This is a genomic window from Flavivirga rizhaonensis, from assembly GCF_004791695.1.
Lineage (GTDB): Bacteria > Bacteroidota > Bacteroidia > Flavobacteriales > Flavobacteriaceae > Flavivirga > Flavivirga rizhaonensis.
This window is the reverse complement of the sequence record NZ_SRSO01000001.1, coordinates 1-25,205: the sequence shown is the minus strand read 5'-3', so window position 1 is coordinate 25,205 and position 25,205 is coordinate 1. Positions and strand designations below refer to the sequence as shown.

The following is a 25,205-nucleotide window of genomic DNA, read 5'->3' as shown; positions in this document are numbered from 1 at the left end:
AATAAACGATGTAATACATGACCTTGCAATACTAATTTATTATAGTGACATTATAAATTAATATGATTTGCTTTTTATCACTATAATTTAAATAAAAACTGATAAATTAACAACCCATTCATAATGTATTAATCTTTAAGTTTGTAATAATAGAATTTTTATATGATACTTATTTTTTTAAGTTGGGTTTACATCTTAACAATAGCCATCAATTTTGGGATTCTTTTTAGATTATTTTTTGGCATTCAAAATTGCCATATCATTATTCATCAGGTTTTAGGGTTATTCTTATATACAATTATTACAAGTGTATTTGCCTTTTTCACAAGGATACATATTGAATATTATTTAGGTATTCTAACTATAAATATTTTGATCGCATATATATATAGAAATAGGTTTAAATTTTATATTAATGCTTTAGTAAAATCAATTCGTGAACTAAAAACAAATTACAAATTACTTTACCTCTTTTTGTTTTTTATCATATTGGCGCAAAGTAGTACCCAGCCCTATCTTTTGGACAACGAATCTTACTATATCCAAACTATAAAATGGCTTAATGAATACGGCTATGTAAAAGGTTTGGCAAATCTACATATGTTTCTTGGTCAAAACTCCGCCTGGCACGCCCTACAAGCTGGTTTAAATTTCCCCTTCTTTTCAATTGATTTTAACGATCTAAATGGATTTCTATTTGTTATTATTGGTTACCTCGCAATTGAAAAATTAAATAACTATAAACCTAGAGGTTCTATTCAAGATTTTGCTTTTGGTATGATCTTGATATTTTCCCTCTTCTTAATGCAGTTTATCAATAGCCCTTCTCCTGATCTTATTATTTTCTTATTAGCGCCTTATGTTTTTTATCTCTTTATAATTGGATATAAAAACATGGAAGTAGACGACTTCAAAATTATTTTAAGCCTAGTTCTTTTTTTATGTTTTGTAAAAGTGACCATGGGTATTTTATCTATTTTGGTAATTATATTGTTTATTAAGCATTTCAACACCTTAAAAAATAAGATAATCCACTATTTTATTCTAAGTGGGGGTATTCTAATCTTATTTCTTTTAAAAAATGCTATAGTTTCCGGATATTTAATTTATCCAATTCAATCACTCGACATATTGGATGTTAATTGGAAACAACCAAAAATTCTTTTAGAATTTTACAATAATGGCACGTACTTAGCTGGTATGAATAACAATGCTGATGTCTCAACATTAAATGTTATAGAGCGCTTTAAATATTGGATTAGCATTCCAAAATTACACGGCGTTTTTAATAAAATTTATATTTTATTTATATTAATATTTCCTTGGTTTATTGTTAGGAGTAAAGACAAATCTAGTATGATGGTGATTTATACTTTAGCCATCTTGCAGTTTATTGTGTTATGGAACACGTCCCCTCAGTATAGGTTTTTCTTTATTTTTATTATCTTTTTATCTATTCAATTTTTTATTTCTATTATAAAACACAAGTCTCTTGGAGTGTCTTTAGTTTACCTATCAATTATAGCAAGTGCCTTTCCTGTATTTTTTAATATAAATCTGAATACTTTTACCAATAATCATTTTTCAATGACATTAAGTCAGTTTAAATTAAGGCATCTAGTAGTACCTGAAAGAAACTCTAAAACGGTTACGTCATTTAACAAACATACCATTAATGGTTTTGAATTTAATTCGCCAGACGACGATGTATTCTTTTGGAGTACAGGTAATGGTAATATACCCTGTGTCAATAAAAAACAAATTGACTATATAATGTATTACTATAACTATATACCACAACAGCGAAGTAAAAATTTAGCTGATGGATTTAAGTCTATCTTAATTGAAAAAGAGGTGAAATAAAAAAATTCTTGAAACCAAATTAGTCTTGGAAGGATACCAATTTACTAAAAAGTCAAACTGTCTTAAGTATTAAAACAAACTTTTAATAATTTGACTTTCCGAAATACCTTCAGCTTCTGCTTTATAGTTTTTAATAATTCTATGTCTTAAAATACTATTTGCTACAGCTTGAACATTTTCGATATCTGGAGAGAACTTACCATTAATAACTGCATGGGTTTTAGCTGCTAAAATTAAATTTTGGGAGGCTCTAGGGCCTGCTCCCCAATCTATATATGTTTTCACTAAATCTGTAGCCGTATCTCCATTAGGTCTTGTTTTACCTACCATGGCAACCGCATATTCAATAACATTGTCTGCCACTGGAATACGACGAATAAGATGTTGAAAATCGATTATTTGTTGTGCAGAAAACAAAGAATTCACTTTTGCTTGGCTATCTGAAGTGGTTGCTTTAACAACTTCTACTTCTTCATTAAATGAAGGGTAATCTAAATTAATTGCAAACATAAAACGGTCTAATTGAGCTTCGGGCAATGGGTACGTTCCTTCTTGCTCAATAGGGTTTTGTGTTGCTAAAACAAAATATGGTAAACTTAATTTATAATGATGACCAGCAACAGTAACTGCACGTTCTTGCATAGCTTCTAAGAGAGCTGCCTGTGTTTTAGGTGGGGTTCTATTAATTTCATCTGCTAAAATAATATTAGAAAAAATAGGTCCCTTTATAAATTTAAAATGACGGTCTTCGTCTAAAATCTCACTACCTAATATATCACTTGGCATTAAATCAGGAGTAAATTGAATACGCTTAAAATCTAACCCTAATGCTTGGGCAATGGTATTTACCATTAAGGTTTTCGCCAAGCCAGGCACACCTATGAGTAAGGAATGTCCCCCAGAAAAAATAGATATTAAAATTTGATTTACAACTGTATCTTGCCCAATAATAACTTTAGCAATTTCAGTTTTTAAATCTTTATATTGTTTTACAAATTGTTCAATGGCTACTACATCAGACATACATTATTTTTTTAACCAATTACCTGAAAACTCACAATCTCTAAATTTTCCACTTATTTTAATATACGTATCTAATATTTTTTCTTCTTGCCATTTCTCAATAGCTTTAATTTTTTTCTCATCTAGCGCCAGTTCTTTAATTTTCAAATAGTCTCTTGCATAACTGGCTTTATGCTCATCTATTCTATCTGTAACCTTCATAATTTTAAACGAAAGGTTTCCTTTGCGGTCTTGTTCTGTTAAAACCTGACTAACTTCGTTATCTTTTAAATTCTGAATTTGCGCATATTGCTCTGTTCCCATTTTTGTTAAATCAAAATTATAATCCTGAGTTCTTGGATTAATAAGTTGTCCGCCATCTCCACGAGTTTCTTTCTCATCACTAGATTCTCTTGCTGCATCTGCAAACGTAATATCTCCATCAATAATACGTTGTCTTATTTTTTCTAAACGTTCTTTAGCTTCTTGTACAGCTTCACTAGAAACTTTTGGGAATAATAAAACATGGCTTACGTCGTATTCTTGACCTCTAATTTTTTCGCATTGTATAATATGATACCCAAATTCTGTTTCAAAAGGGTCAGATACTTCTCCTTCTTGAAGAGAGAAAGCCACTTGCCTAAACTCTTTTACCATCTTAGGTTTTTTTCTATTTAATGTGTAAATATAACCCGATTGCTTCATGCCCGGATCTTCTCCGTACAGTACTACTTTTGAACGAAAACTGGCACCATTTTCAACAACATCAACTTTAAATTGTTTTAAACGGTCAATGACTTTTTGTTTTGCTTCTTCAGATACCTTTGGTTTAGCAACAATTTGAGCCACTTTAAGCTCGGTACCAAAAAATGGTCGTTCATCTTCTGGTATTTTATTAAAAAAAGCACGAACTTCTTCTGGTGTTATTTCAACCTCTTCAACAATTTTAGCTTGCATTCTTCCTGAAAGCTTATTGCCCTTAATAATTTCAAAGATATAATCTCTTAGGCTTTTTTCATCTTCTTGCTTATAGAATTTAACCAATTCATCTATATCTGGCTTCTGTTGTAAGAATTGCTGAATTGTATAATCTACTTCTTGTCGAATCTCTGCATCAGATACTTGAATACTATCTTGAATGGCATGATGAGCATATAATTTGTTCTCCAATAATGTTCCTAATAATTGACAATCTGTGACTCCTTCTACTGATCCTCCTGCTGCTATTATCTGCTCTCTTTTTTTTGGTATATCCGAATCTAGAATAATATAATCACCAACAACCGCAGCCACTCCATCTACTTTTGTAGCGTTATAAGTAAGTGTTGTATCTACTTTCTTGACGACGTCTTCTTTTACTTCTTCTTCAATGATCTCTTGTGAAGACACAACATTTACTACTAGCAAGGTTATGAATAGAACTGATATATGTTTCAAATTAATCGTAAATTTCAAATTGTTTGTTTTTAATAGCATCTTTTGTTATGTCTTTTTCTAATTCTCTAATAAGCTCAAGCTTTCTATTATTAATAACTATTTGATCTATGGTAGGTTTAACATACTCAAGCGGAGCATTATCATTTCTCAATAAAACATCATTAATTTGCATCAAATATACTCCTAATGAATCTTTGAGTTGTACAAAATTAGATTTTTTTAACAGTTCCTTTTTATTTTCTGTGGTAACTACCGGAATTTTATCAACTATTTGAGTTAACCGTATCCAAATAGAGTCGTTTAGCGAATAAGATTTAAATTGTATTGATATAGAATCTAACTCTTTTCTATCTTTATCATTATAACGTTTAAACTTTTCTTTAATGTTTTTAAAATCAATAATATTTTCATCTACATGTATGTAACGAAATTTGAGGAGCTCTTCATTTAGTTTAAAAACCTCTTTATTTCTATTATAATAATCTTGCGCTTGATTAATATTAACTATCGTATCTATATTTTTTTTAACCAATGCTTCAATATATGCTTTGGTGTATAAATCGTTTTTATATTGAGCTACTAATTTATTAAACGCGTCTTGCTTTTCTTCATTTAAATTAAGCAAGGCACCATCTACAAATAACTGTTGTGTTGCCCAACGATTAATAAAGCTCTGTACTACAAGAGTGCTGTCTTCTTTTGATGTACCATCTGAAACCAAATCTTTAATGTCTTCATAATACAGGTAAGATTCATTGACCCTGGCAATAGGAATTTGCTCGTCAGTTTTTTTAAAAAAACGACATGACAATACGGTTGTTATTAATAAAAAAAATACAATGATTTTATCCCCCACCAAATGACTTACTTTTTAATTTTATTTTTTATACTATTTAAAGCTTCTTGATTTATCTTAATTTTATATTTATTACTTAAGTCTTTTAGCCATTTTTCTTCTTTGAACACTTGATAATCACTCATAACAGTTCCTTTGGCCTCTTCAAGAGTTTGTTGTGTTTTTTCTAATATATCATTGACTTGAACGACCACGAAAGTTCCATTATGATTATGAATTTTTGAGATGCCTTTTTTAAATTGAAATGATTTAGGAAGTGCTTGGTGTTTCGCATCCATTATTCCTGAAGTAAACATGACTTCTATTTTATCATTGTTATTTACAAGCGCTTTTATTTGATCTACTTCCATCCCTCGCTTAAACAATTTGGTTACTTTTTTTAATATTTTCTGCTTGGACGAAGATGCTACAACGGCATCTATACGTTGGGGCAATACATATTTATTTTTATGTGTTTTGTAAAAGTCTTCAACGCCAATAGAATCTGTCTTTGCTGCATTCCAGATGGTTGTTTCCATCAAATCAAATAGTAACAAACCATCTCTGTATTCATTAACAATATGAGCAAATTCTTCATTTTCTGTTTCTAAATTATCTTCTTGATATTTAACCAAATTGCTATTTAAAAAGTTGTTATACTTTTTCAAAACAACTGATTTTAATGATGTTTTTTGTGTGCCTCTACGCTGTTCTTTTAACAAATAGTTACTAAAGTCTTTATAAAAAAACTGTTTCTTACCTATTTTAAACAATGGTATATCCTCTTTAAAATTATTAGGTAATTTCCATGTTCTTTTAAAAAAGTCATCTGTAAGTATGGACTCAAAATAGTCTAATGCTGCTTGATTATTTGCAACATGGTACTTTTCTTTTAATGACTTATATAAAGCTTCGTCTATTAATTTAGAACGATCATCTCTTTTAACTTTTTGCTCTAATTCTGGTCTGATAGCTTCAAATGATGGTATAGGCTTTTTTGCAATTAACTTAACAATATGCCATCCATATTTAGTCTTAAAAGGTTTTGAAACGGCTTCGACATCATTTAAACCGAAAGCAACATCTTCAAATTCTTGTGAACCTAATTTTCCACTAGAAAAAGCAGGTAAAACGCCTCCTTTAGAAGCTGAACCTCTGTCATCAGAAAACTGTTTGGCCAATACATCAAAACTTTCTCCTTGATTAATTTTTTTATAAATATCCTGAATTCTAACTTCTGGTTTTTCTGCTAAAGAATCCCCTTTTTTCTCAACAACCATAATATGCGATACGGTGCGTTCTCCTCTAGATTTGCGTTTGTCTAAAACATTTACTATATGGTACCCAAAACGGGTTCTAAAAGGCTTTGACATCTCTCCTACTTTCGTATTAAAAGCTGCAGTTTCAAACTTATACACCATACTAAAACCAGAAAAGTATCCCAATTCTTCGCCAAAAATAGTCTGGCCATTATGTACTTCTTTCCTAACTTTTTCAAAACCTTCCTTTAAAGCTCTATTTCGAAGTTTCACAATATTATTATAAGCTCCCAATGTATCCTCAGGACTTGCATTTTCTGCAACTTTCACTAATATATGTGTCGCTTTTACATCATAAGAGATACGCTCATAAGCTTCAGCCACCATGGCATCTGTAACCTCTGCATCGGTCATAAAGCTTTTTATTAATTGTTTCCTGTAATTAGATAGTTCTCTTTTGTATGATGGTCTTTCATCTAATCCTAAAGCTCTAGCTTCTTTTAACTTTAATTTATAATTGGTAAAAAGAGTTAAATACTCATCTATATCTTTTTGAGACTCGTCTTGAACCAAATCTAAGTTTTTATTATAAACTCTTAAAAATTCTGAGGTATACACGGGCGAATCATCAACAAAGAAAAGAACGTCTTTCTGAGCTGATTGCGCTTTAACATTTAATATTAATGTCATTAATAAAAAGGTAAATAAGTATCTTAATTGCATAGAAGTTAAAATTATTCAATAATTTACAAAAATAGTAATATATAGCTATATTACAAGTTGTTTTACTAACGATAAAAAAAAGCCGTTATTACGCTTTTTTAGATTATATTTGAATTACAATATATCACCATCTTTTTCATGCGTAAATTAAAACTTATTTGGGATTTTCATGGACCCGAAGCTAATAAAATAGCACAACATCATGAAATTCATTTAAAAGAATATATCCAATTAGAAAATTTAAATATTTCCATTACTGGCTTCGAAAATTTAAATGATGTACATGCTATAACCTTTTTAGTAGTCGAGGAACATAAAATGAAACCTCTAAGAGATGCTTTAAAACCACATCGAGGTCAAGTTTACAGCAACTAAGAATGTTATATAATGAGTTTTTAAAATTATGAATCACCAAAAAATTAGCTTTTATTTAAAAAGTGCCTACTACCTTATAATATTCTTTATTGTTTTTGCTTGTAAAAAGAATGAATATCAACCTAAAAATGATATTCAAAATAAAACTGAACATCCAAAATTTGTAGGAAAAGAGACTTGTATAGAATGCCATAAATCAGAATATGATAGCTGGAATGGCTCTCACCATGATCAAGCCATGAAAATTGCTGATTCTACGACTGTTTTAGCTAATTTCAATAATAAAATATTCAAGCACAAAGGCGTTAAACACACTTTTTTTAAACGAGGAAATGATTATTACGTAAATACTGCAGATAAAAATGGTAACTATCAAGATTATAAAATAGTATACACTTTTGGTGTAACTCCTTTGCAACAATACATTGTTAAATTTCCAGATGGCGCCTATCAATGTTTAATAACCGCCTGGGATACTGAAAAGAACAAATGGTTCCATTTACAACCAAATTTAGAATTGGCTCACGATGAATGGATAAATTGGACAGGAGGCGCTATGAGGTGGAATACTGCTTGTGCAGATTGCCATTCTACAAATCTTGATAAAAATTTTGATTCAAATACGAACACTTTCAATACTAGTTATAGTGAAATTAATGTAAGTTGTGAAGCCTGTCATGGTCCTGCAAGTAATCATGTGTCTTTTTATAAAAATGGCAATACAGATGCTTTGCCCCAGAAATTATATATGGGAAAATCATTGACTTCAAAAAGTCTTGTACAGAAATGTGCGAGATGCCATTCCCGAAGATCTCAAATAACGAAAAAATTCGATTACAAAGGCCATTTTTTAGATCATTATAGTCCTAGTTTACTTATTGATCCTATTTACGAACTCGATGGCCAAATAAAAGATGAGGATTATGTTTATGGGTCTTTTATGCAAAGTAAAATGTACCAAAATGATGTGACTTGTGTTGACTGTCATGATGCACATTCGTTAAAACTCAAACAATCTGGAAATAATCTTTGTTTAAGTTGTCATGAACCCAAATACAACAGTAAATCACATCATTATCACCCATTAAATACAGAAGGAGCTCAATGCATTAATTGTCACATGACTGGTAAAACATATATGGGTAATGACTTTAGACGCGATCATAGTTTTAGAGTACCTCGACCAGACCAGTCCGTAAAATATGGAACGCCAAACGCTTGCAACGGGTGTCACAAAGACAAATCTGCTGAATGGGCAAGTAAATTTATTGATGCTAAATACGGCACTAAACGCCCTGATCATTTTTCTAATTATCTTCTAGAAGGTTATAATGATAATCATGAAGCCTTTTACACACTAATATCTCAGAATAAATTTCCAGAGATCGCAAGAGCAACTGCCTTATATCAATACACAAACAATTTACTATCACGTAAAGAAATTAACGATGTTAGAAAGTTTTTAAAAGACTCTTCTATTCTTGTGCGACATGAAGCGGTACGTGCATTTGAAAAGATTCAAGATCAAAGTTATCATAAAGATATTGAGCCTTTATTAAAAGACTCTACGAGATTAGTAAGAATTGCTGCGGTAAAGTATTTTAATAGTATTGGAGCCAACATGGAAGGTAATAGTGATTTTAATAAAGCTGAAAAAGAATATTTAGAATCATTAGATATGAGTGCTGATTTTGCTTCTGGTCAACATCAGATTGCTGTTTATAATGAAATGAAAGGCTACACGGATCTAGCAATTGAAGCCTATAAAAGAGCCTTAGAGATTGATAATCGTTATAATGTATCTAGAATGAATTTGGCACTATTACTTTATAAAAAAGGTAATATTGAAGAAGCTAAAAATCTTTACCTCAAAGTGATTGAATTAGAACCTGATTATAGCAATTCTTATTATATGCTAGGCTTGTTGTTTAATGAAATTGGGGATACTAAAAATGCTTTAAAATATCTTGCTGAAGCATGCGATAAAAAACCTGTAAATATTCGGGCATTCTATAATTATGCTTTAAAACTTCAAGCAGAAAATTTAAATCAAAAATCGATAGAAATAATTAATAAGGCGTTAGTTGTTTTTCCTGAAAACGAAAACCTATTATATGTAAAGCTTCTTGGAGAAATTAATTTGAAACACCATGTTGAGGCTTATAATACTTGTTCAAAGCTTATACAAATAGCACCAAATAATGCTACATACAAACAGGTTTTTGAAAAATTAAAGTCATCCTAATTGTATGTATGTAACAACAATTATGTTATGTGCTTTAAATATTAAGTTTTAAACTATGAACTCATCTTGACTTTTTGTTTTTAACCGAAAATGAGATAAAATTTGTTCAGATGAGGCATTTTTTTGCAAGGCATAGCTGTGCTAAGCATAAAAAAAGTAACAAAATATGGGCGAATTTTAGCCATTTTTTAGGAAATAGAAAAAGTCAAGATGAGTTCTATATAACTAAACCACTCCTATGTTTGGTTTGACAGACTAAAAGTCTGCTTCGTAAAATAATGGAATATAAAATGATCTGGTTCGTATAACTGAATTCATGAAATTCGTGTCTAAACTTCTTAAAAACTAAAAGCAAAACGAACTAAAATTATAACAAATGAACTCTTTACAAGTTGCCTTTATAGTGTAATACATACTTCTTATTAAAACCTGACAATCAGTTGTTTAATTGTTTTAATAAAGAAACTATGTCATTCCTCTTCGTTCCTCATTCGAATGACATACTTATGAGATTTCTCGAAAGTTTATCTTGAGCGAAGTCGAAAGGCTCATACTTCGCTCTGTCAGAAATGACAAACAATTGAAAATCATTTCTTTAATATTATTTTTCTAAAAAAATTAAACTGACGTTATCTTAATGGGTTTATGTGTTTACTCAAATAAATATGTTTTGAATAAAAACCTTAAATAGCCTCGTTATTTCTAACATTTCCTGATCATATCAAAAAATAAATATTCAAAAAAATAACATTTTGTTGCATTAATAAAATCATATGTCTTCCTTATTGTATATATAAATATTTAATTTAACAAGTATTAACTTATATAAAAAGTAAGGTATTTACTTAATATAAATAAAACTAATGCTTTTAATTTAACCTAAACCAAACTTAAAATCTTAGTTGAGAGACAACTAAGTTATTTTTTTAACTATTAAATTTTTTATTATTATGATTAAATTTGCCCCAATAACACGTTTGATGTTATTAGTAATCCTAATGACTATTATTCCCTTTTCGGGATATAGTCAAACCGTCAACGTAAGTGGTACATCGCCCTATCGGAAATGGCACAAAATTGCTGTTTCACTCACCCTACCTTCTAATATAAGTGAATCTAACACAAGCTTTAAAAACAACCGTATGGATGTGGTTTTTACAGATCCAAGTGGAAACAACATCAGAGTCCCTGGTTTTTTTGCTGCAGATGGTAATGCTGCAAATACCAATGCTGTATCTGGTAAGGTTTTTAAAGCATATCTGAGACCTTACGAAACAGGTCAATGGACTTATCGAGTACTTTACTATACAGGTACAGATGTTGCTTTAAAAAATGTGAATCAACTACCTAGTCCAACACACAACTTAACGGGTGCTGTTGGAAATGTTACTGGAACAAACGCTACGCTTCCCGACCTAAGAGCAAAAGGACGTTTGGAATACCAGAAAACGGGCACTAATAATCAGCGTCGTTACCTACGATGGGCTGAAACAGGAGATTATTTCTTAAAGTTTGGTCCAGATTCGCCCGAGAATTTACTTAATTATAATGACTTTGATCATGATGTTAGTAAAAATGGTTGTGGAAACTGTACAGAACATTCATTTAATCCTCATGCCAGTGACTGGCAATCTGGAAACCCTACATGGGATGGACAAAAAGGCAAGAATTTGATTGGTGCGGTTAACTATTTGAAAAACCAACAAATGAATTCAATGTCCATGTCGTTATTTGGTGGAGATGACTTAAATGTATTTCCTTGGACTGAACCTAATAATAAGTTTAAATATGATGTTTCTAAACTTGAACAGTGGGAAATAGTTTTTGACCATGCTGAAAAAAACGGATTGGTATTACACTTTAAATTAGCTGAGGCTGAAAACTGGGATAAATTAACTCTAGACCAGATTAAAGTATACTATCGTGAAATGGTAGCCAGATTTGGACACCACTTGGCTGTTGAATGGAATATCTCTGAAGAATATGGCGGAAATAATCAAGACGAAGATGCAAAACCTGAACATGTTATACCAAGAATAGACTGGTTAGCAAGTATTGACCCTTGGCAAAACCACCGTGTTTTACATACTTATCCAGATAGACATGAAAAATATTACAATTATTTAATTAATAATAATGCTAAAATAACTGGAGCATCGGTTCAAAGCTCTACGCGTGACGGCTATGACGATGCTTATGACGGGAAATCGGGGATTAAAACCTGGATTAACAAATCAAAAAACAATAATATCCCTTGGGTAGTAGCCAGTGATGAGCAAAACCCTGGTGAAACAGGCATGTTCGTATCTGAAAATATAGGTAATTCTAGTGTAAAAGTTGAGGCGAGAACAAAGATTCTATGGAAAAGCCTTATAGCTGGTGGGGCTGGTGTTATGTGGTACGGTGGAAAGAATGGAGATTTTAGAACTGAAAATTTCAACAGATTCAGTACCTTATTCAACTGGTCAAAAATCGCTATATTACAATTTTTCGAGGGCCAAGGGCTAGAATACTGGAAAATGCAAAACAATGATGCATTAGCTAGTGGTGGTAAAAACAGATGTTTAGCTCAAGTAGGTAACACTTATGTTATTTATCTTGAAAACGGTGGTTCATCAAACCTAAACCTTACTGGACAATCAGGGAACTTTAATGTTAAGTGGTTTAATCCTAGAAATGGTGGGAGTTTACAAAACGGATCTATTACTTCTATAACTGGTGGCGGCAACAAGAGTATCGGAAACCCTCCTAATAATGCGAATTCAGACTGGGTAGTATTAGTTACTAAAGGTAATGGTTCTATCACAGAATCTGTAGGGTTCTCAAATCTTCCTGCTTCGTTTAGTAACCAAACGACCACTTTTCCAATTCAGGTAACCTATTCCGCTAATCAGCAAAGAGATGTTAATGTAGCAATAAAAAGCCCAACCGATAATCACATTGCAGATCAGACTATTACAGTAGGTGCTGGTTCCAATCAAACCATTGTAGTTAATGTAACAGTATCAAACGCATTAGCTATTGGGTCTGATTACAAGTTTGTATCTGCATTACGAACTGTAGGAGGCAATTACTCTACGAACATTGATAAAAAAATAGCATTTGCTGATATTGTAAGTACTTCAGCAAAATCATTGAATAGTAAAACAAGAAAGCCTCATGTATCGGCTACAGGTAGCACTAGTCTAAGAGTTTATCCAATCCCTATGGATCAAATGAATCTAACAGTTGAACTGATAGGAGTAAAAGGATCTGCTTCTTACATCGTTACAGACATGAATGGAAGATCTGTCACATCTGGAACATCAGATAACAATATCATTACTATTCCTTCTAGCTCATTAAAAGCTAAAGGTATTTATATCTTAAAAGTTGATGTTGATGGACAGCAATTTATAAAGAAAATTGTGAAATAATAAACACTTAAAAAGACTTTTAAAATAAAAGAACCAAAGAGGCTGTCTGAAAAGTGGTTAATCTTGTCATTCAGAGCAACGCGAAGAATCTTATTTCACTCATAATCAGAGTTATATATTTTAAAGAGATTCTTCATTCCATTCAGAATGACCCTTTTTAGACAGCCTCCTTTGAAAACTTGAGATTTGTTCTAATAGCAAGTTTAATGCTATTAATAATTTTAAGGAACTCATGGTTCTCATCTGAATAAGGTCTAACTGTCACGATATAAGTGACACATTTCTCCATTCGAAATAGCATGAGAGTTTTACTCCTTTTTGGATTTTTATTGCATTAAGCAGAAAACAAAAACTATCTAGAATAGTTAGGAGACTCTTTAGTAATAGTCACATCATGTGGATGGCTTTCATTAATGCCACTTGCCGTAATTTTCACGAACTTTCCATTCTCTTTTAATGCCTCAATATCTTTAGCACCACAATAGCCCATACCAGCACGTAATCCGCCTATAAACTGGTGAACGCTTTCGTACAGGTCGCCTTTATAAGGCACTCTCCCCACAATACCTTCTGGTACTAACTTTTTAATATCGTCTTCAACATCTTGGAAATAGCGGTCTTTACTACCTTGTTTCATGGCTTCTACAGACCCCATTCCTCGATAAGATTTAAATTTTCTTCCTTCGTAAATAATGGTTTCTCCTGGAGATTCTTTTGTCCCTGCTAATAGTGATCCTAACATAACCGTATCTGCACCTGCTGCAATCGCTTTTGGAATATCTCCTGTATAACGAATTCCTCCATCTGCAATTACAGGAACACCAGTACCTTTAATAGCTGCAGCAACTTCTAAAACTGCAGAAAATTGTGGGAATCCTACACCAGCTACAACACGTGTTGTACAAATAGATCCTGGTCCAATACCAACTTTAACCGCATCGGCTCCTGCTTCTACTAAATATTTTGCAGCTACTCCTGTAGCTATATTGCCAACAATAACTTCTAGTTCCGGAAACTTAGATTTAATTTCTTTTAGTATGCTAACCACTCCTTTTGTATGACCATGTGCTGTATCAATTACAACAGCATCTACACCTGCTTTTACAAGAGCTTCTGCTCTATCTACAGCATCTCCTGTAACGCCTATGGCTGCCGCAACACGTAAACGTCCGTACTGATCTTTATTGGCCATTGGTTTCTGACTAAGCTTCGTAATATCTCTAAAAGTAATTAAACCAGATAACTTATAAGCATCATCAACAATAAGTAATTTTTCGATTTTATGTTTTTGAAGAATTTTTTCAGCATCTTTTAAAGACGTACCAACTGCTGCAGTTACAAGGTTCTCACCTGTCATTACTTCTACAATAGGTCTTGAATTATCATGCTCGAAACGTAAATCACGATTTGTTACAATCCCTTTTAACACACCCGCTTCATCAACTATAGGAATCCCTCCAATACCATGCTCCGCCATATTTTGTTTGGCATCATTGACATTAGCTGTAAGAGGCAAAGTAACAGGATCTATAATCATACCACTCTCTGCACGTTTTACTTTTCTAACTTTTAAAGCTTGGGCTTCAATAGTCATATTTTTATGTAAAACACCAATACCGCCTTCTTGTGCCATAGCTATGGCCATTTTACTCTCGGTAACTGTATCCATTGCAGCCGAAATAATAGGCACATTAATAGTAATGTTACGAGTAAATTTTGTTTGAATATTAACTTCGCGTGGAAGAACTTCAGAAAATGCTGGAACTAAAAGGACGTCATCGTAGGTTAATCCCTCCCCTACTATTTTATTTTGATGTGCAGTCATGATGCAATTACGTTATAATTGCGTGCAAATATACAACTAAATTCTAAGATAGTATGATATTATTTGTATCTGTTTTCACAATAAGGCTTAAGTACTTCAATAGCATAATTATAGCGTATTTCTGCTTCAGAAAGGTTTCCTTTAAACCTAATTATTTTTGGTACCAATAGTCCATATAAAAACTTTCCTTTAGCAATTCGTTCTAGGGTTTTTAAATTTTTAGCGTCCATAGTTTTATAAATACCATCTATCCATTCATACTGTTCTTTTTTAAGAATGGTTTTATCCCATCCTATAGCTTTTCCTGTTTTTAATATTACTTGTGAATTATAAAGTTTTTGTAATTCAATAAATACATTATTGAAGACCGTTTTACTTCCTTGTTTTGCATACACCTTTATTGTTCTTTTTGAAAATATTGAATAAGGAAACACTTCTACTAGGTGCATTTTTTTTGAAATAAAATATGCCATTTTTACCCAAATTACCTCATGCTCTTTCTTATTTAACTCATTAAAAAGCCATTTGTAAAAATCTCGACGTTGTTTGATGTTTACATACTCTTCAGGCAAGTTATGAGATAAGTTATAAATATTAGCGCGTTGCCATACCAAAGTGTTTTTAGTCCTGTCGCATTTTAACCAATCCGAGGGAGACAAGAATTTTTGTTGAGTCTCTCTTTGATAAACCTTAAGGCTTTTCCATTCTTTTGCAAATAATACATTATTAGAAATTAGTATGAAGAAAAATATAATCCATCGCATAGTATATAAAAATACGAGAAATTATGTTGATGTTACTTTTTAAGAAGTAACTGTTTTAAAATAACAAGTACCGAAACAGTAAAAGTAAGTGTCATTAAAATTCCTGAAAACATAACAACATATTTCATCCAAAGGACACCAGTCCATAGCATGTATAAGCCTCCAAATGTTAGTATAACAGATATAAACGGCTCTACTATTAAAAATGATTTCAGCTTTTTATTAAGCTTAGTTATAGAAACTATCAAGCCAACTAAAAAGAAGATAATTGACATAGATAAAATATGATTATGAACTAATGTGAGCATTTCCTGATCGCTCTTTTTAAAACGCATTACCTCAGCATTTTCATCATCTTCATTTCCTAGATATTGTTCTTCAATTCCATTTGGATTCGCAGAAGAAGTTTCTCCAACAAATAACAAACCAGTGTAAAAGCCAACACTTAATATAATTATAAAAGCACCTATTAACAGTTTAATTTCTTTAGGAAGTGAAAATATTAATCCGTTTAGCTGCATTTACAGAATGTTTTTTGAATGAAGTATTTTTAATGATTCTAATAAGTTATTCATAGCATTCGTCATGGATCGTACAGAAATAGTTGCTCCAGAAATGGCAGCTATATTGTCACCATACTTTAACGTATCACCTCCTTTTTTCCCTATGAATTGTTTTAACCAACGTTTGCTTCCAATCTCTCCTCCGTATTCTTCTCTATATATTAATACTTTGGATTTTAAAACAACTAAATCTTTATCAAGTAATACCAGATAATCAAATTGTGCTGTTTTACTTGAGGCTTGAGATAGATAGGCATATCCTAATAATTCATCATTAGTTTCAATTTTAAATAAATTATCTTCTTCAAATTTAGAAGGCAAGTCTTTTTTTATATCTGAAGAAATAATAACACCAGTGAATTTAAATGTTTCAACACTAAAGATACCTTTAATTTCTTTATCTACTTTTTTCTGAATATTCTTTGGCAAACCAAAAGACATTAACAGTAACATTAATGATAGAAATGAAATATATTTAAAATTCATGCTGCAAAAGTATTGTTTTTTTATTGTTACTTACAACTTAAATGCCAAATAGCTAATTTAGAAACATTCATCTCTAAATTAGCTATCAAGCAATTGATTATTATACGTTAACGTTTAAAATGATATTTTTTGTTTTTAAAGATTTGGGGCGGGGCAAAAAAAACCAACCACCAATTAACGTTATAACGTCTAAACTTAATTAGAACCAAACTCCTATTCCGAAATTAAGTCTGTTATCTACATCCGAACCTGATACAGCATTATCTCTAAATTGATAATCTCCTTTTAAAACAACTCCTGGTGCAATATGATAACTTAAACCTGTTGTAAAATCATTTCTGTTATAAGCATCATTTTGTTGCAAAGCGCCTTCAGTATCTGCATGTGTATCATATTGCTCGTATCTTGCAAAAGCGAATAAACGCTGTGCTTTATTTTGTGGTAATAAATTATAAGCTGCCTCTACATACCATCCTTGTAGTGTACTACCTAAGCCTTCATTTGGCTCTGTGGCTAAATCATAATATAAATTATTGTAATCTTCTGTATCACTAAGGCTTGCGTGAATAAATTGTCCACGAGCAGTGAAACGTTGGTAAGCATAACGAGCATCAACACCAATCATAGAAATTCCTATATCAGATCCGTCTACCATATCAACATCATCTTCAGCTTGTGTACGACCAAAATAACCAGATAGCCCTAATCGTAACCCTGGAAGTCCGTAATAGTCTAATTTAGCAGATAAATTAGGAGAATTTATAGTCGACTTAATTCCTTTCTGTCTTCCATTTCTTAATCCACTGCTTCCTCCTAGTAATTTTGTGCCGTTAACGGATTGAAATCCATTGAAAACATAAGCTTGGTAACCTAAGGAGATTTCATTAAATCTACCCGTAACACCAACCCCAATTTCACGCCAAGTAGTTGGTACAATGGCATTATCTACAGCTGGTCTTTCTACACCATTAAATGTAGTTGGTTCATGAAATTCATTTACAATACCCATAGGTACTAACATTAAACCACCACGTAAGCTTACATTGGGCGCTACAGCATAATTTACAAAAGCTTGTTCTATAAATACTTCTTCTACATGCTCGAATTCTACTTCTGTTACAAATTGTGTTTTATCGTTAAACTTATATCCAAAAAGTAACACTAAACGCTGTACATCTAATTCACCATTATCGGCTTCAGGTTGGTTATATGTTAGCTCTCCATAAGCACCAACAGTAACAGCTTCACCATAATTACCAGAAAGTATACGCTGCGCTGCATTCAATTGTTTTTGAGGGTTAAATGTAATAGTATCTTGTGCCGTTTGGGCGTAAGTAGCAGATGCTATTAAAATTGTAAATAGTAGGGTTAATTTTTTCATCTTTTAGATTAAATTGTTATTCTTATTTAGACTTATTATAAATAATTATTGTTTTGAAGTTGCAAATATAAAACTCATAATTAATTACGCAAAGTTTATTTAGATTAAATTTAAATAAACTTTTTAAAAATGATTTAAATAACTAAAAATCAATTGATTAAATCATTAAAAAATTAATGATAGAAATTAAAAACCTTGGAAGCTTCGTTATAGGCACTCTCAAAACTGAGTGCATTTAAACTGTTATTTTTATTAGAAGTGAAATATGACAATAACTTTTCGGTGGGCATATTACCTGTTAATTCATCTTTAGCCATAGGACATCCTCCAAACCCCTGAATAGCGCCATCAAAACGTTTACAGCCTGCCTTGTATGCTGCATCAACTTTTTCAAACCATGTACTTGGTGTTGTATGCAAATGGGCTCCAAATTCAATATTTGGATATTGAGGTATTAAGTTTGAAAACAAGTAATCTATACTTTCCGCATTGGAACTTCCTATGGTATCACTTAAAGATAAAATCTTTACTCCCATCTTTGAAAGTTTTTCGGTCCACTCCCCCACTATATCTACATTCCAAGGATCTCCATAAGGATTACCAAATCCCATAGATATGTAAACGACCACTTCTTTACCAGACTTATTAGCAATTTCTAATATTTTTGAGAGCGTTACAACAGATTCTGCTATCGTTTTATGAGTATTACGCATTTGAAAGTTTTCTGAAATTGAAAACGGATAGCCTAAATAATTTATTTCTGAATATTTACTTGCATCATCTGCTCCTCTTGTATTTGCTATAATAGCGAGTAACTTGCTAGTTGTTTTAGATAAATCAAGTTTTGATAAAACCTCAGCAGTATCAACCATTTGAGGAATCGCCTTAGGTGATACAAAACTACCAAAGTCAATCGTATCAAAACCAACGCGTAAAAGCGATTGAATGTATTGGACTTTATTCTCAGTAGGAATAAAATCCTTAATGCCTTGCATGGCATCTCTTGGGCATTCAATAATCTTTACTTTGTTTTGCATTTAGTCAAAAAATAGGAGGATAAAAATACTATTAATTTAGTTAAGCGATTAACAATAAAATAAAGATTTTTTAATTAACCTGTAAGTTTTGGCATAATTAAACGACACTATCTTTAACTTTTAAAAATCATACCATGAAAAATTTTACTTTTCTATTTGTTTCTTTTATTTCCATAACTTCATTTAGCCAAAGTACAGCTAATTATACGGTTGTTTTTGAAAGTATTTGGGAATCTGTTGCTGATAATCCAACTGAAGGCCAGAGTACAATTGATTTACCTGGTTCAGCCCATTGGTCACCTCTAGTTGTTGCTACACATAAAACTGCTAATACCTTTTTAATGATGGGAGCAGCCGCTTCGCCCGGTATTGAATCTGTTGCTGAAACCGGAGGTACAAGTACTTTCGAATCTGAAGTTAATAATAATGCTGATGCAGATAAATTTATTGATGGCGGTGGACTTAGTAGCGCCAAGGGAACTATTACAATAAATAGTCTGGACGTTAATGAAGATTTTTCCTTGGTTACTTTAGCTTCAATGATAGCTCCCAGCCCTGATTGGTTTATAGCTGTTAATGGTATAAACTTAAGATCAGGAAATAATAACATAAACAATGGCTGGAAAGATACATTTTCTATAGATTTATTTCCTTATGATGCGGGTACTGAGGATGGAAGTGGTTATTCATTAGATAATGTAGATAGTAATCCTATAGGAGTCATAACAAGTCGATCTAATACAACCCCATTTAATGAAAAGAAAATTGGGACACTTACTTTTACATATAATTCATCAACTCTTAGTACCAGAACAGTAAACAAAATTGATGCTGTAAAAATATTTCCAAATCCCACTAATGGACGTATAACGCTTTCAAATATTCAGGATATTGAATTAAACTCAATTAAAGTCTACAACGTATTAGGTAAGCTAGTTAAACAAATAGAAATTGCAAAAGGATTATCTAAATTAAGCACCAATTTAGGTAACCTGAATAAAGGAATTTATCTATTAAATTTAGAAGCCATTGACGGTACAAACAGGTCTCAAAAGCTAGTAATCAACTAATAATTAAGCACATAATTAATAAGGTAACCGATAAAATTTACGTTTAAACGTTTTTATTATTCATCTTTTTCATTAAGGTATACATTTGAAAAAATGTTTTGCCCAAATGAATATTTTTATTCCTAGCCCAAAATTTTTACTTCTCTCGGTATTTTTATCAGTATCTTATTATATTTCAGGTCAAAATAAATTAGAATCTAGTTGTGGCACAGTCACCACTCCAGAATCTCTTGAATACATTAATAGTATAAAGCCACAAATTAAGAAACATGAGCAAGAATTTACTACTTATAAATCTAGTAAAAGTAATTCCCATAAAATAGTTAATTCCATTCCTATTAAAGCTCATATTATTAGATCTTCAAATGGAACTGGAGGACTTAATATTTCGGATCTTAATGATACTATTGATAACCTTAATGATATTTATGCAGATGCTTACATGGAATTTTTCTTATGCGATGGTATTAATTATATAGATGATGATGCATTTTGTCATTTTAAAAAAGGAAATGAAAGTGATTTAAAAGCAACAAACTATACTACTGGTTTAATAAATATTTATTTTACTGATTATTTAGAAAATGCTTCTGAAGAAAGTATTTGCGGGTATAGCAATAATGTTGGAAGAAACGATGACATTATTGTTATGAAAAATAGCTGTGCAACTAACAATTCTTCTCTGTCTCACGAATTAGGACATTTTTTCTCTTTAGTGCATACTCATGGACCAGACAATAGCAAAATGACTTCTGAATTAGTGGATGGTAGCAACTGCGACACAGATGGAGATGGTATTTGCGACACACCTGCAGACCCTATGCTTTCTTCTAATAATATCAATAACTTTTGTGAGTTTACAGGCATAGAAACAGATGCTAACGGACATACATTCAATCCAGATACAGGCAATATGATGTCTTATTCCAGAAAGCCATGTAGAAATCATTTTACAGATCAGCAGCTAGCTAGAATGTATGCGTTTTATCAAACCACAAAAAATTATTTAGCATGTCCATCATTTAATGCTAATTTCATTGCAGATACTAATGTAACCTGTGAGGAAACATTAACTGTAAATTTTAAAAATAATTGCTCTAACATTACCAATTGGCAATGGGACATAGACTCTGATGGTGTTATTGACTATACAAATCAAAACCCCTCACACACCTATAATGCTGGTATATATGATGTAACGCTTACAGTTTCTAATAAATCTAAAACTATAAAGAAAACATTTTCTAAATTTATAAAAGTTGGTACAAAAATCAATCCTCTTCAAGAAAGTTTTGATGATTTTGAAATTGCAGGAGATCATGGTTGGACAACAATTGATGCTTCAAAAAATGGTTATAATTGGTACTCCAATACAGGACAAACGATAACAAATGGTACTGGACCTTTAAATGATAATAAATCAAATAACAACATAGGAAAATATATTTATGCTGAAGCTTCTGGAGCAAAACTTGGAGATGTCGCTGAATTTATTTCTCCATGTATTAATATAACGACATCGAATACCGAACTGGAATTTTCATATCACATGTTTGGAAAAAATATAGGAGCATTACATGTAGATATAAAAACTGATAGTGGCTACATTAATGATATTATACCTGCTCTTTATGGGAATCAACAAGCAAATCAAAATGATCCGTTTTTAAAACAAACTGTTAATTTATCATCTTATGAGAATCAAACCATAAAAATTCGCTTTAGAGCTGTAAGAGGAGCTGGTTGGGATGGAGATATTGCTATTGATGATATCCTTATTAAGAGTTATGAAGAAAAAGAACAAACCATATCCAATACCATAGCAAATATAAAAACTTATCCAAATCCAATTACAAGCAATTCCCTATATATTAAAACGACAAATACCAAAGACATTATAAAATACCAAATTTCTAATTTATTTGGACAAGTATTTTTATCGGGAACATTAACCGAAAAGCCCATTGATGTTAGTGATTTGGCTTCTGGCACTTACTTCCTAACCCTTACTAATAAAAATTCCAGAATCGTTAAGAAGATTGTTAAGTAAAATTTATTTGATTGTAAATAGCTAAATAATCAGAAGCTCTGCCCACTAGGTAGCTTTCTTTATAGCTACGCTCTTTTAAGCAACCCTTTATTAATCTGTTTTACAAGGCTCGGGCCTTCATAAATAAAACCTGTGTAAATCTGTACTAAATCTGCACCAGCATCTATTTTTTCAAGAGCATCTTTAGCAGAATGTATGCCCCCCACCCCAATTATTGGAAATGATTTATTGCTTTTATCAGATAAATATTTTATAACCTTTGTACTTTTATCCTTTATAGGTTGTCCGCTTAAACCTCCATGACCTATTGTGTCCAGTAATTCTTTTGAGGCTTTTAAATCACTTCTATCCATAGATGTATTACCTGCAATAACCCCATCTAACTTTGTTTCTGCAACAAGTTCTACAATTTCATCTAATTGTCCTTCATTTAAATCAGGTGCTATTTTAAGAAGAATTGGTTTTTGCTTTTCAAATGTTGTATTTGCATTTTGAACAGCCCCTATCAACTCTTCTAAATAATCTTTATCATTTAATTTAGCATGACTGCCTACGTTAGGACAACTAACATTAAGCACAAAATAATCAACATACGGATGTAATGCATTAAAACACTCTAGGTAATCTTTGGTATAATCTTCTGGTTTTGTACTAGTATTTTTTCCAATGTTACCACCAATAATGAGCTTCCCTTTATTCTTTTTTAATTGAGAAATAGCCGCTTCTAGTCCTTCATTATTAAACCCCATTCGGTTAATAATGCCCTGATCGTCTTTAAGTCTAAATAATCTTTTCTTAGGATTTCCTGCTTGTCCCTTAGGAGTTACCGTGCCTATTTCAATAAATCCAAAACCGAAATCTGCTAATTCGTTATACAGTAAAGCATTTTTATCAAAACCAGCTGCTAAACCTACAGGATTTTTAAAAGTTAATCCAAACAAATTTCGTTTCAACTTCGCCCCTTTAACCACATACAGGCTTCTAAAAATAGCCGTAAAACCAGGAATCTTAGACGTAAATTTTATTAGCGAAAATGTAAAATAATGAATCTTTTCAGGGTCGAACAGAAAAAAAAGAGGGCGAAGGAATAATTTGTACATCCGATATTATTTATGCAAAAGTACTTCTAAATAAAAAATTGAACAATTCAAAAGCAAAAAAAATTAATAATCGTATTTTTAAACCCAATAATTATATTGAGCTATTTTAATCAACCATGCCAAACTTATCTAAAATGATTTCAAAAGAAAACATCATAAAACGATTTATAAGTTACGTTACTATTGATACAGAATCCGATCCATCTTCAAATACAACACCTAGCACAAAAAAGCAATGGGATTTGGCTAATAAACTAACCGAAGAGCTTAAAACAATTGGCTTACAAGATGTTAGTATTGACGAAAATGCCTATATCATGGCGACTCTACCAAGTAATGTAGATCATGATGTTCCTACTATTGGATTCATTTCTCATTTTGATACCTCTCCAGATTTTACAGGAGCTAACGTTAAACCCCAAATTGTTGAAAATTACGATGGCCATGATATTGTTTTAAATGAGACCGAAAACATTGTATTATCTCCAGATTATTTTGAAGATTTACTGCTATACAAAGGTCAAACTTTAATAACAACAGATGGTACTACGCTTTTAGGTGCTGATGATAAAGCTGGTATTTGCGAAATTGTTTCAGCTATGGAATATTTAGTGAATCATCCGGAAATCAAGCATGGAAAAATAAGAGTCGGTTTTACTCCCGATGAAGAAATAGGCAGAGGCGCGCACAAATTTGATGTTGAAAAATTTGATGCAGACTGGGCTTATACCATGGATGGAAGTCAAATAGGTGAATTAGAATACGAAAACTTTAATGCAGCTGGTGCTGTAGTAAAAATAAAAGGTAAAATTGTACATCCGGGATATGCTAAAGGAAAAATGATAAATTCTATGTACATCGCGCAAGAGTTTATTAATTCTCTACCACGACTAGAAACTCCAGAACATACTGAAGGCTATCAAGGTTTTTTTCATTTACACAACATGAAAGGAAATGTTGAGGAAACTGTTTTAGAATATATTATTCGCGACCATGATAGAGGGCATTTTGAAGCTCGTAAAGAAGTCATGCAGAAACTAACAAACGAATTAAATTCACAATACGAACGCCAAGTTGTTACTACTGAAATTAAGGATCAGTATTTTAATATGAAAGAAAAAGTCGAACCCGTAATGCATATTGTAGACATTGCAGAAAAAGCGATGAGACAACTTGGTATTCAACCACTCATTAAAGCTATTCGTGGTGGTACTGATGGATCTCAATTAAGCTATATGGGCCTACCTTGCCCTAATATATTTGCTGGTGGGCATAACTTTCATGGCCGTTATGAATATGTGCCTGTTGAAAGTATGATTAAAGCAACAGAAGTGATTTGTAAGATTGCTGAGTTGACAGCTTTAGAAGAGTAAAAAATACAAGCAACAGATAAGATTATCACTTTAGAACCAGCTGTATTAGTGAATCTTTAACTGCGAAATAACGATATACCTTGAATATTATTTTGTAGGATAGGTAAAAAATATTAATACATATATAACTACCATCTTTTTAACCTTTTTATGAGGATACAGACATTCGCAAGAATATGCCTGATGCTTTCTACATAACAGTACATTTAAATATAATATTTTAACGTGAGTTCGATATATTAAAACCTGATAATCAGATGTTTAATTATTTTAATGGCTGTAGTTTATATTAGTGTTGATATTAATTTTTCGTAACAAAATTCGATTTCTTTGTATTTCTGATAAGCGGTAATGTCTTCAGATATTTTTTGAGTAAAAGATTTTAGCTTATCGTTTCTATT

The 25,205-nt window shown here is 31.6% G+C and carries 18 protein-coding genes; 7 read left to right on the top strand and 11 right to left on the bottom strand.

Translation table 11 applies throughout. The features are described from left to right. Positions 1–162 precede the first annotated feature (162 nt). Entirely contained in the window at positions 163–1,863 is a 1,701-nt protein-coding gene (locus EM932_RS00090) for an LIC_10190 family membrane protein (protein ID WP_135874236.1), read from the top strand. Positions 1,864–1,932: 69 nt separating this feature from the next. Here the strand turns inward: EM932_RS00090 and EM932_RS00085 are convergent, their stop codons facing one another. Genes EM932_RS00085 through EM932_RS00070 form a run of 4 tightly spaced genes read right to left on the bottom strand, consistent with a single transcriptional unit; the run spans position 1,933 to position 7,086 of the window. Next, positions 1,933–2,886, bottom strand: a complete 954-nt coding sequence (locus tag EM932_RS00085) for an AAA family ATPase (RefSeq protein ID WP_135874234.1) — start codon at positions 2,884–2,886, stop codon at positions 1,933–1,935. Positions 2,887–2,889: 3 nt separating this feature from the next. Continuing rightward, on the bottom strand, positions 2,890–4,341 hold the full coding sequence (locus tag EM932_RS00080; RefSeq protein ID WP_135874232.1) for a peptidylprolyl isomerase: 1,452 nt from the start codon (positions 4,339–4,341) through the stop codon (positions 2,890–2,892). Further along, positions 4,304–5,158 carry a peptidyl-prolyl cis-trans isomerase gene (locus EM932_RS00075; protein ID WP_246040812.1) on the bottom strand — a complete coding sequence of 285 codons (855 nt, stop codon included), beginning with the start codon at positions 5,156–5,158 and terminating at the stop codon, positions 4,304–4,306. The genes EM932_RS00080 and EM932_RS00075 overlap by 38 nt, the downstream gene beginning before the upstream one ends. 8 nt (positions 5,159–5,166) lie before the next feature. After that, a complete protein-coding gene (locus tag EM932_RS00070; protein WP_246040809.1) occupies positions 5,167–7,086 on the bottom strand; it encodes a peptidylprolyl isomerase in 1,920 nt (639 codons plus the stop codon). A gap of 171 nt (positions 7,087–7,257) precedes the next feature. On the opposite strand from EM932_RS00070, the gene EM932_RS00065 reads away from it, so the two are divergent. The 3 genes from EM932_RS00065 to EM932_RS00055 all read left to right on the top strand — a co-directional run bounded on the left by EM932_RS00065 (position 7,258) and on the right by EM932_RS00055 (position 13,155). Then, positions 7,258–7,494, top strand: coding sequence for a hypothetical protein (locus EM932_RS00065; protein WP_135874228.1), 237 nt, complete (start codon positions 7,258–7,260; stop codon positions 7,492–7,494). Between the two features lie 28 nt (positions 7,495–7,522). Next, positions 7,523–9,739 carry a multiheme c-type cytochrome gene (locus tag EM932_RS00060; RefSeq protein WP_135874226.1) on the top strand — a complete coding sequence of 739 codons (2,217 nt, stop codon included), beginning with the start codon at positions 7,523–7,525 and terminating at the stop codon, positions 9,737–9,739. A gap of 950 nt (positions 9,740–10,689) precedes the next feature. Beyond that, on the top strand, positions 10,690–13,155 hold the full coding sequence (locus EM932_RS00055; RefSeq protein ID WP_135874225.1) for a DUF5060 domain-containing protein: 2,466 nt from the start codon (positions 10,690–10,692) through the stop codon (positions 13,153–13,155). 352 nt (positions 13,156–13,507) lie between these two features. Here the strand turns inward: EM932_RS00055 and guaB are convergent, their stop codons facing one another. The 6 genes from guaB to EM932_RS00025 all read right to left on the bottom strand — a co-directional run bounded on the left by guaB (position 13,508) and on the right by EM932_RS00025 (position 19,211). Continuing rightward, positions 13,508–14,980, bottom strand: coding sequence for an IMP dehydrogenase (guaB, locus tag EM932_RS00050; protein WP_135874223.1), 1,473 nt, complete (start codon positions 14,978–14,980; stop codon positions 13,508–13,510). 59 nt (positions 14,981–15,039) lie between these two features. Continuing rightward, complete coding sequence (locus EM932_RS00045) at positions 15,040–15,744, bottom strand: Insecticidal toxin complex protein (RefSeq protein WP_135874221.1); 705 nt, start codon at positions 15,742–15,744, stop codon at positions 15,040–15,042. 32 nt (positions 15,745–15,776) lie between these two features. Next, positions 15,777–16,265: a hypothetical protein gene (locus EM932_RS00040; protein ID WP_135874219.1), complete on the bottom strand. Its 489-nt coding sequence runs from the start codon at positions 16,263–16,265 to the stop codon at positions 15,777–15,779. Next, on the bottom strand, positions 16,266–16,793 hold the full coding sequence (locus EM932_RS00035; RefSeq protein WP_135874217.1) for an FMN-binding protein: 528 nt from the start codon (positions 16,791–16,793) through the stop codon (positions 16,266–16,268). Between the two features lie 199 nt (positions 16,794–16,992). Beyond that, positions 16,993–18,174, bottom strand: coding sequence for a hypothetical protein (locus EM932_RS00030; RefSeq protein WP_135874215.1), 1,182 nt, complete (start codon positions 18,172–18,174; stop codon positions 16,993–16,995). A 173-nt stretch (positions 18,175–18,347) separates the two neighbouring features. Then, the gene (locus tag EM932_RS00025) at positions 18,348–19,211 is read right to left on the bottom strand and encodes a hydroxymethylglutaryl-CoA lyase (RefSeq protein ID WP_135874213.1); all 864 of its coding nucleotides are present in this window, start codon (positions 19,209–19,211) and stop codon (positions 18,348–18,350) included. Positions 19,212–19,345: 134 nt separating this feature from the next. Here EM932_RS00025 and EM932_RS00020 point away from each other — a divergent pair, with 134 nt between their 5' ends. Both EM932_RS00020 and EM932_RS00015 read left to right on the top strand, forming a co-directional pair. Next, positions 19,346–20,281: a T9SS type A sorting domain-containing protein gene (locus EM932_RS00020; RefSeq protein WP_135874211.1), complete on the top strand. Its 936-nt coding sequence runs from the start codon at positions 19,346–19,348 to the stop codon at positions 20,279–20,281. Between the two features lie 106 nt (positions 20,282–20,387). Continuing rightward, entirely contained in the window at positions 20,388–22,331 is a 1,944-nt protein-coding gene (locus tag EM932_RS00015) for a T9SS-dependent choice-of-anchor J family protein (protein ID WP_135874209.1), read from the top strand. Positions 22,332–22,396: 65 nt separating this feature from the next. Here the strand turns inward: EM932_RS00015 and EM932_RS00010 are convergent, their stop codons facing one another. After that, positions 22,397–23,431 carry a quinone-dependent dihydroorotate dehydrogenase gene (locus tag EM932_RS00010; protein WP_135874207.1) on the bottom strand — a complete coding sequence of 345 codons (1,035 nt, stop codon included), beginning with the start codon at positions 23,429–23,431 and terminating at the stop codon, positions 22,397–22,399. A 134-nt stretch (positions 23,432–23,565) separates the two neighbouring features. Here EM932_RS00010 and pepT point away from each other — a divergent pair, with 134 nt between their 5' ends. After that, positions 23,566–24,804, top strand: coding sequence for a peptidase T (gene pepT, locus EM932_RS00005; RefSeq protein ID WP_135874205.1), 1,239 nt, complete (start codon positions 23,566–23,568; stop codon positions 24,802–24,804). Positions 24,805–25,205: the final 401 nt, after the last annotated feature.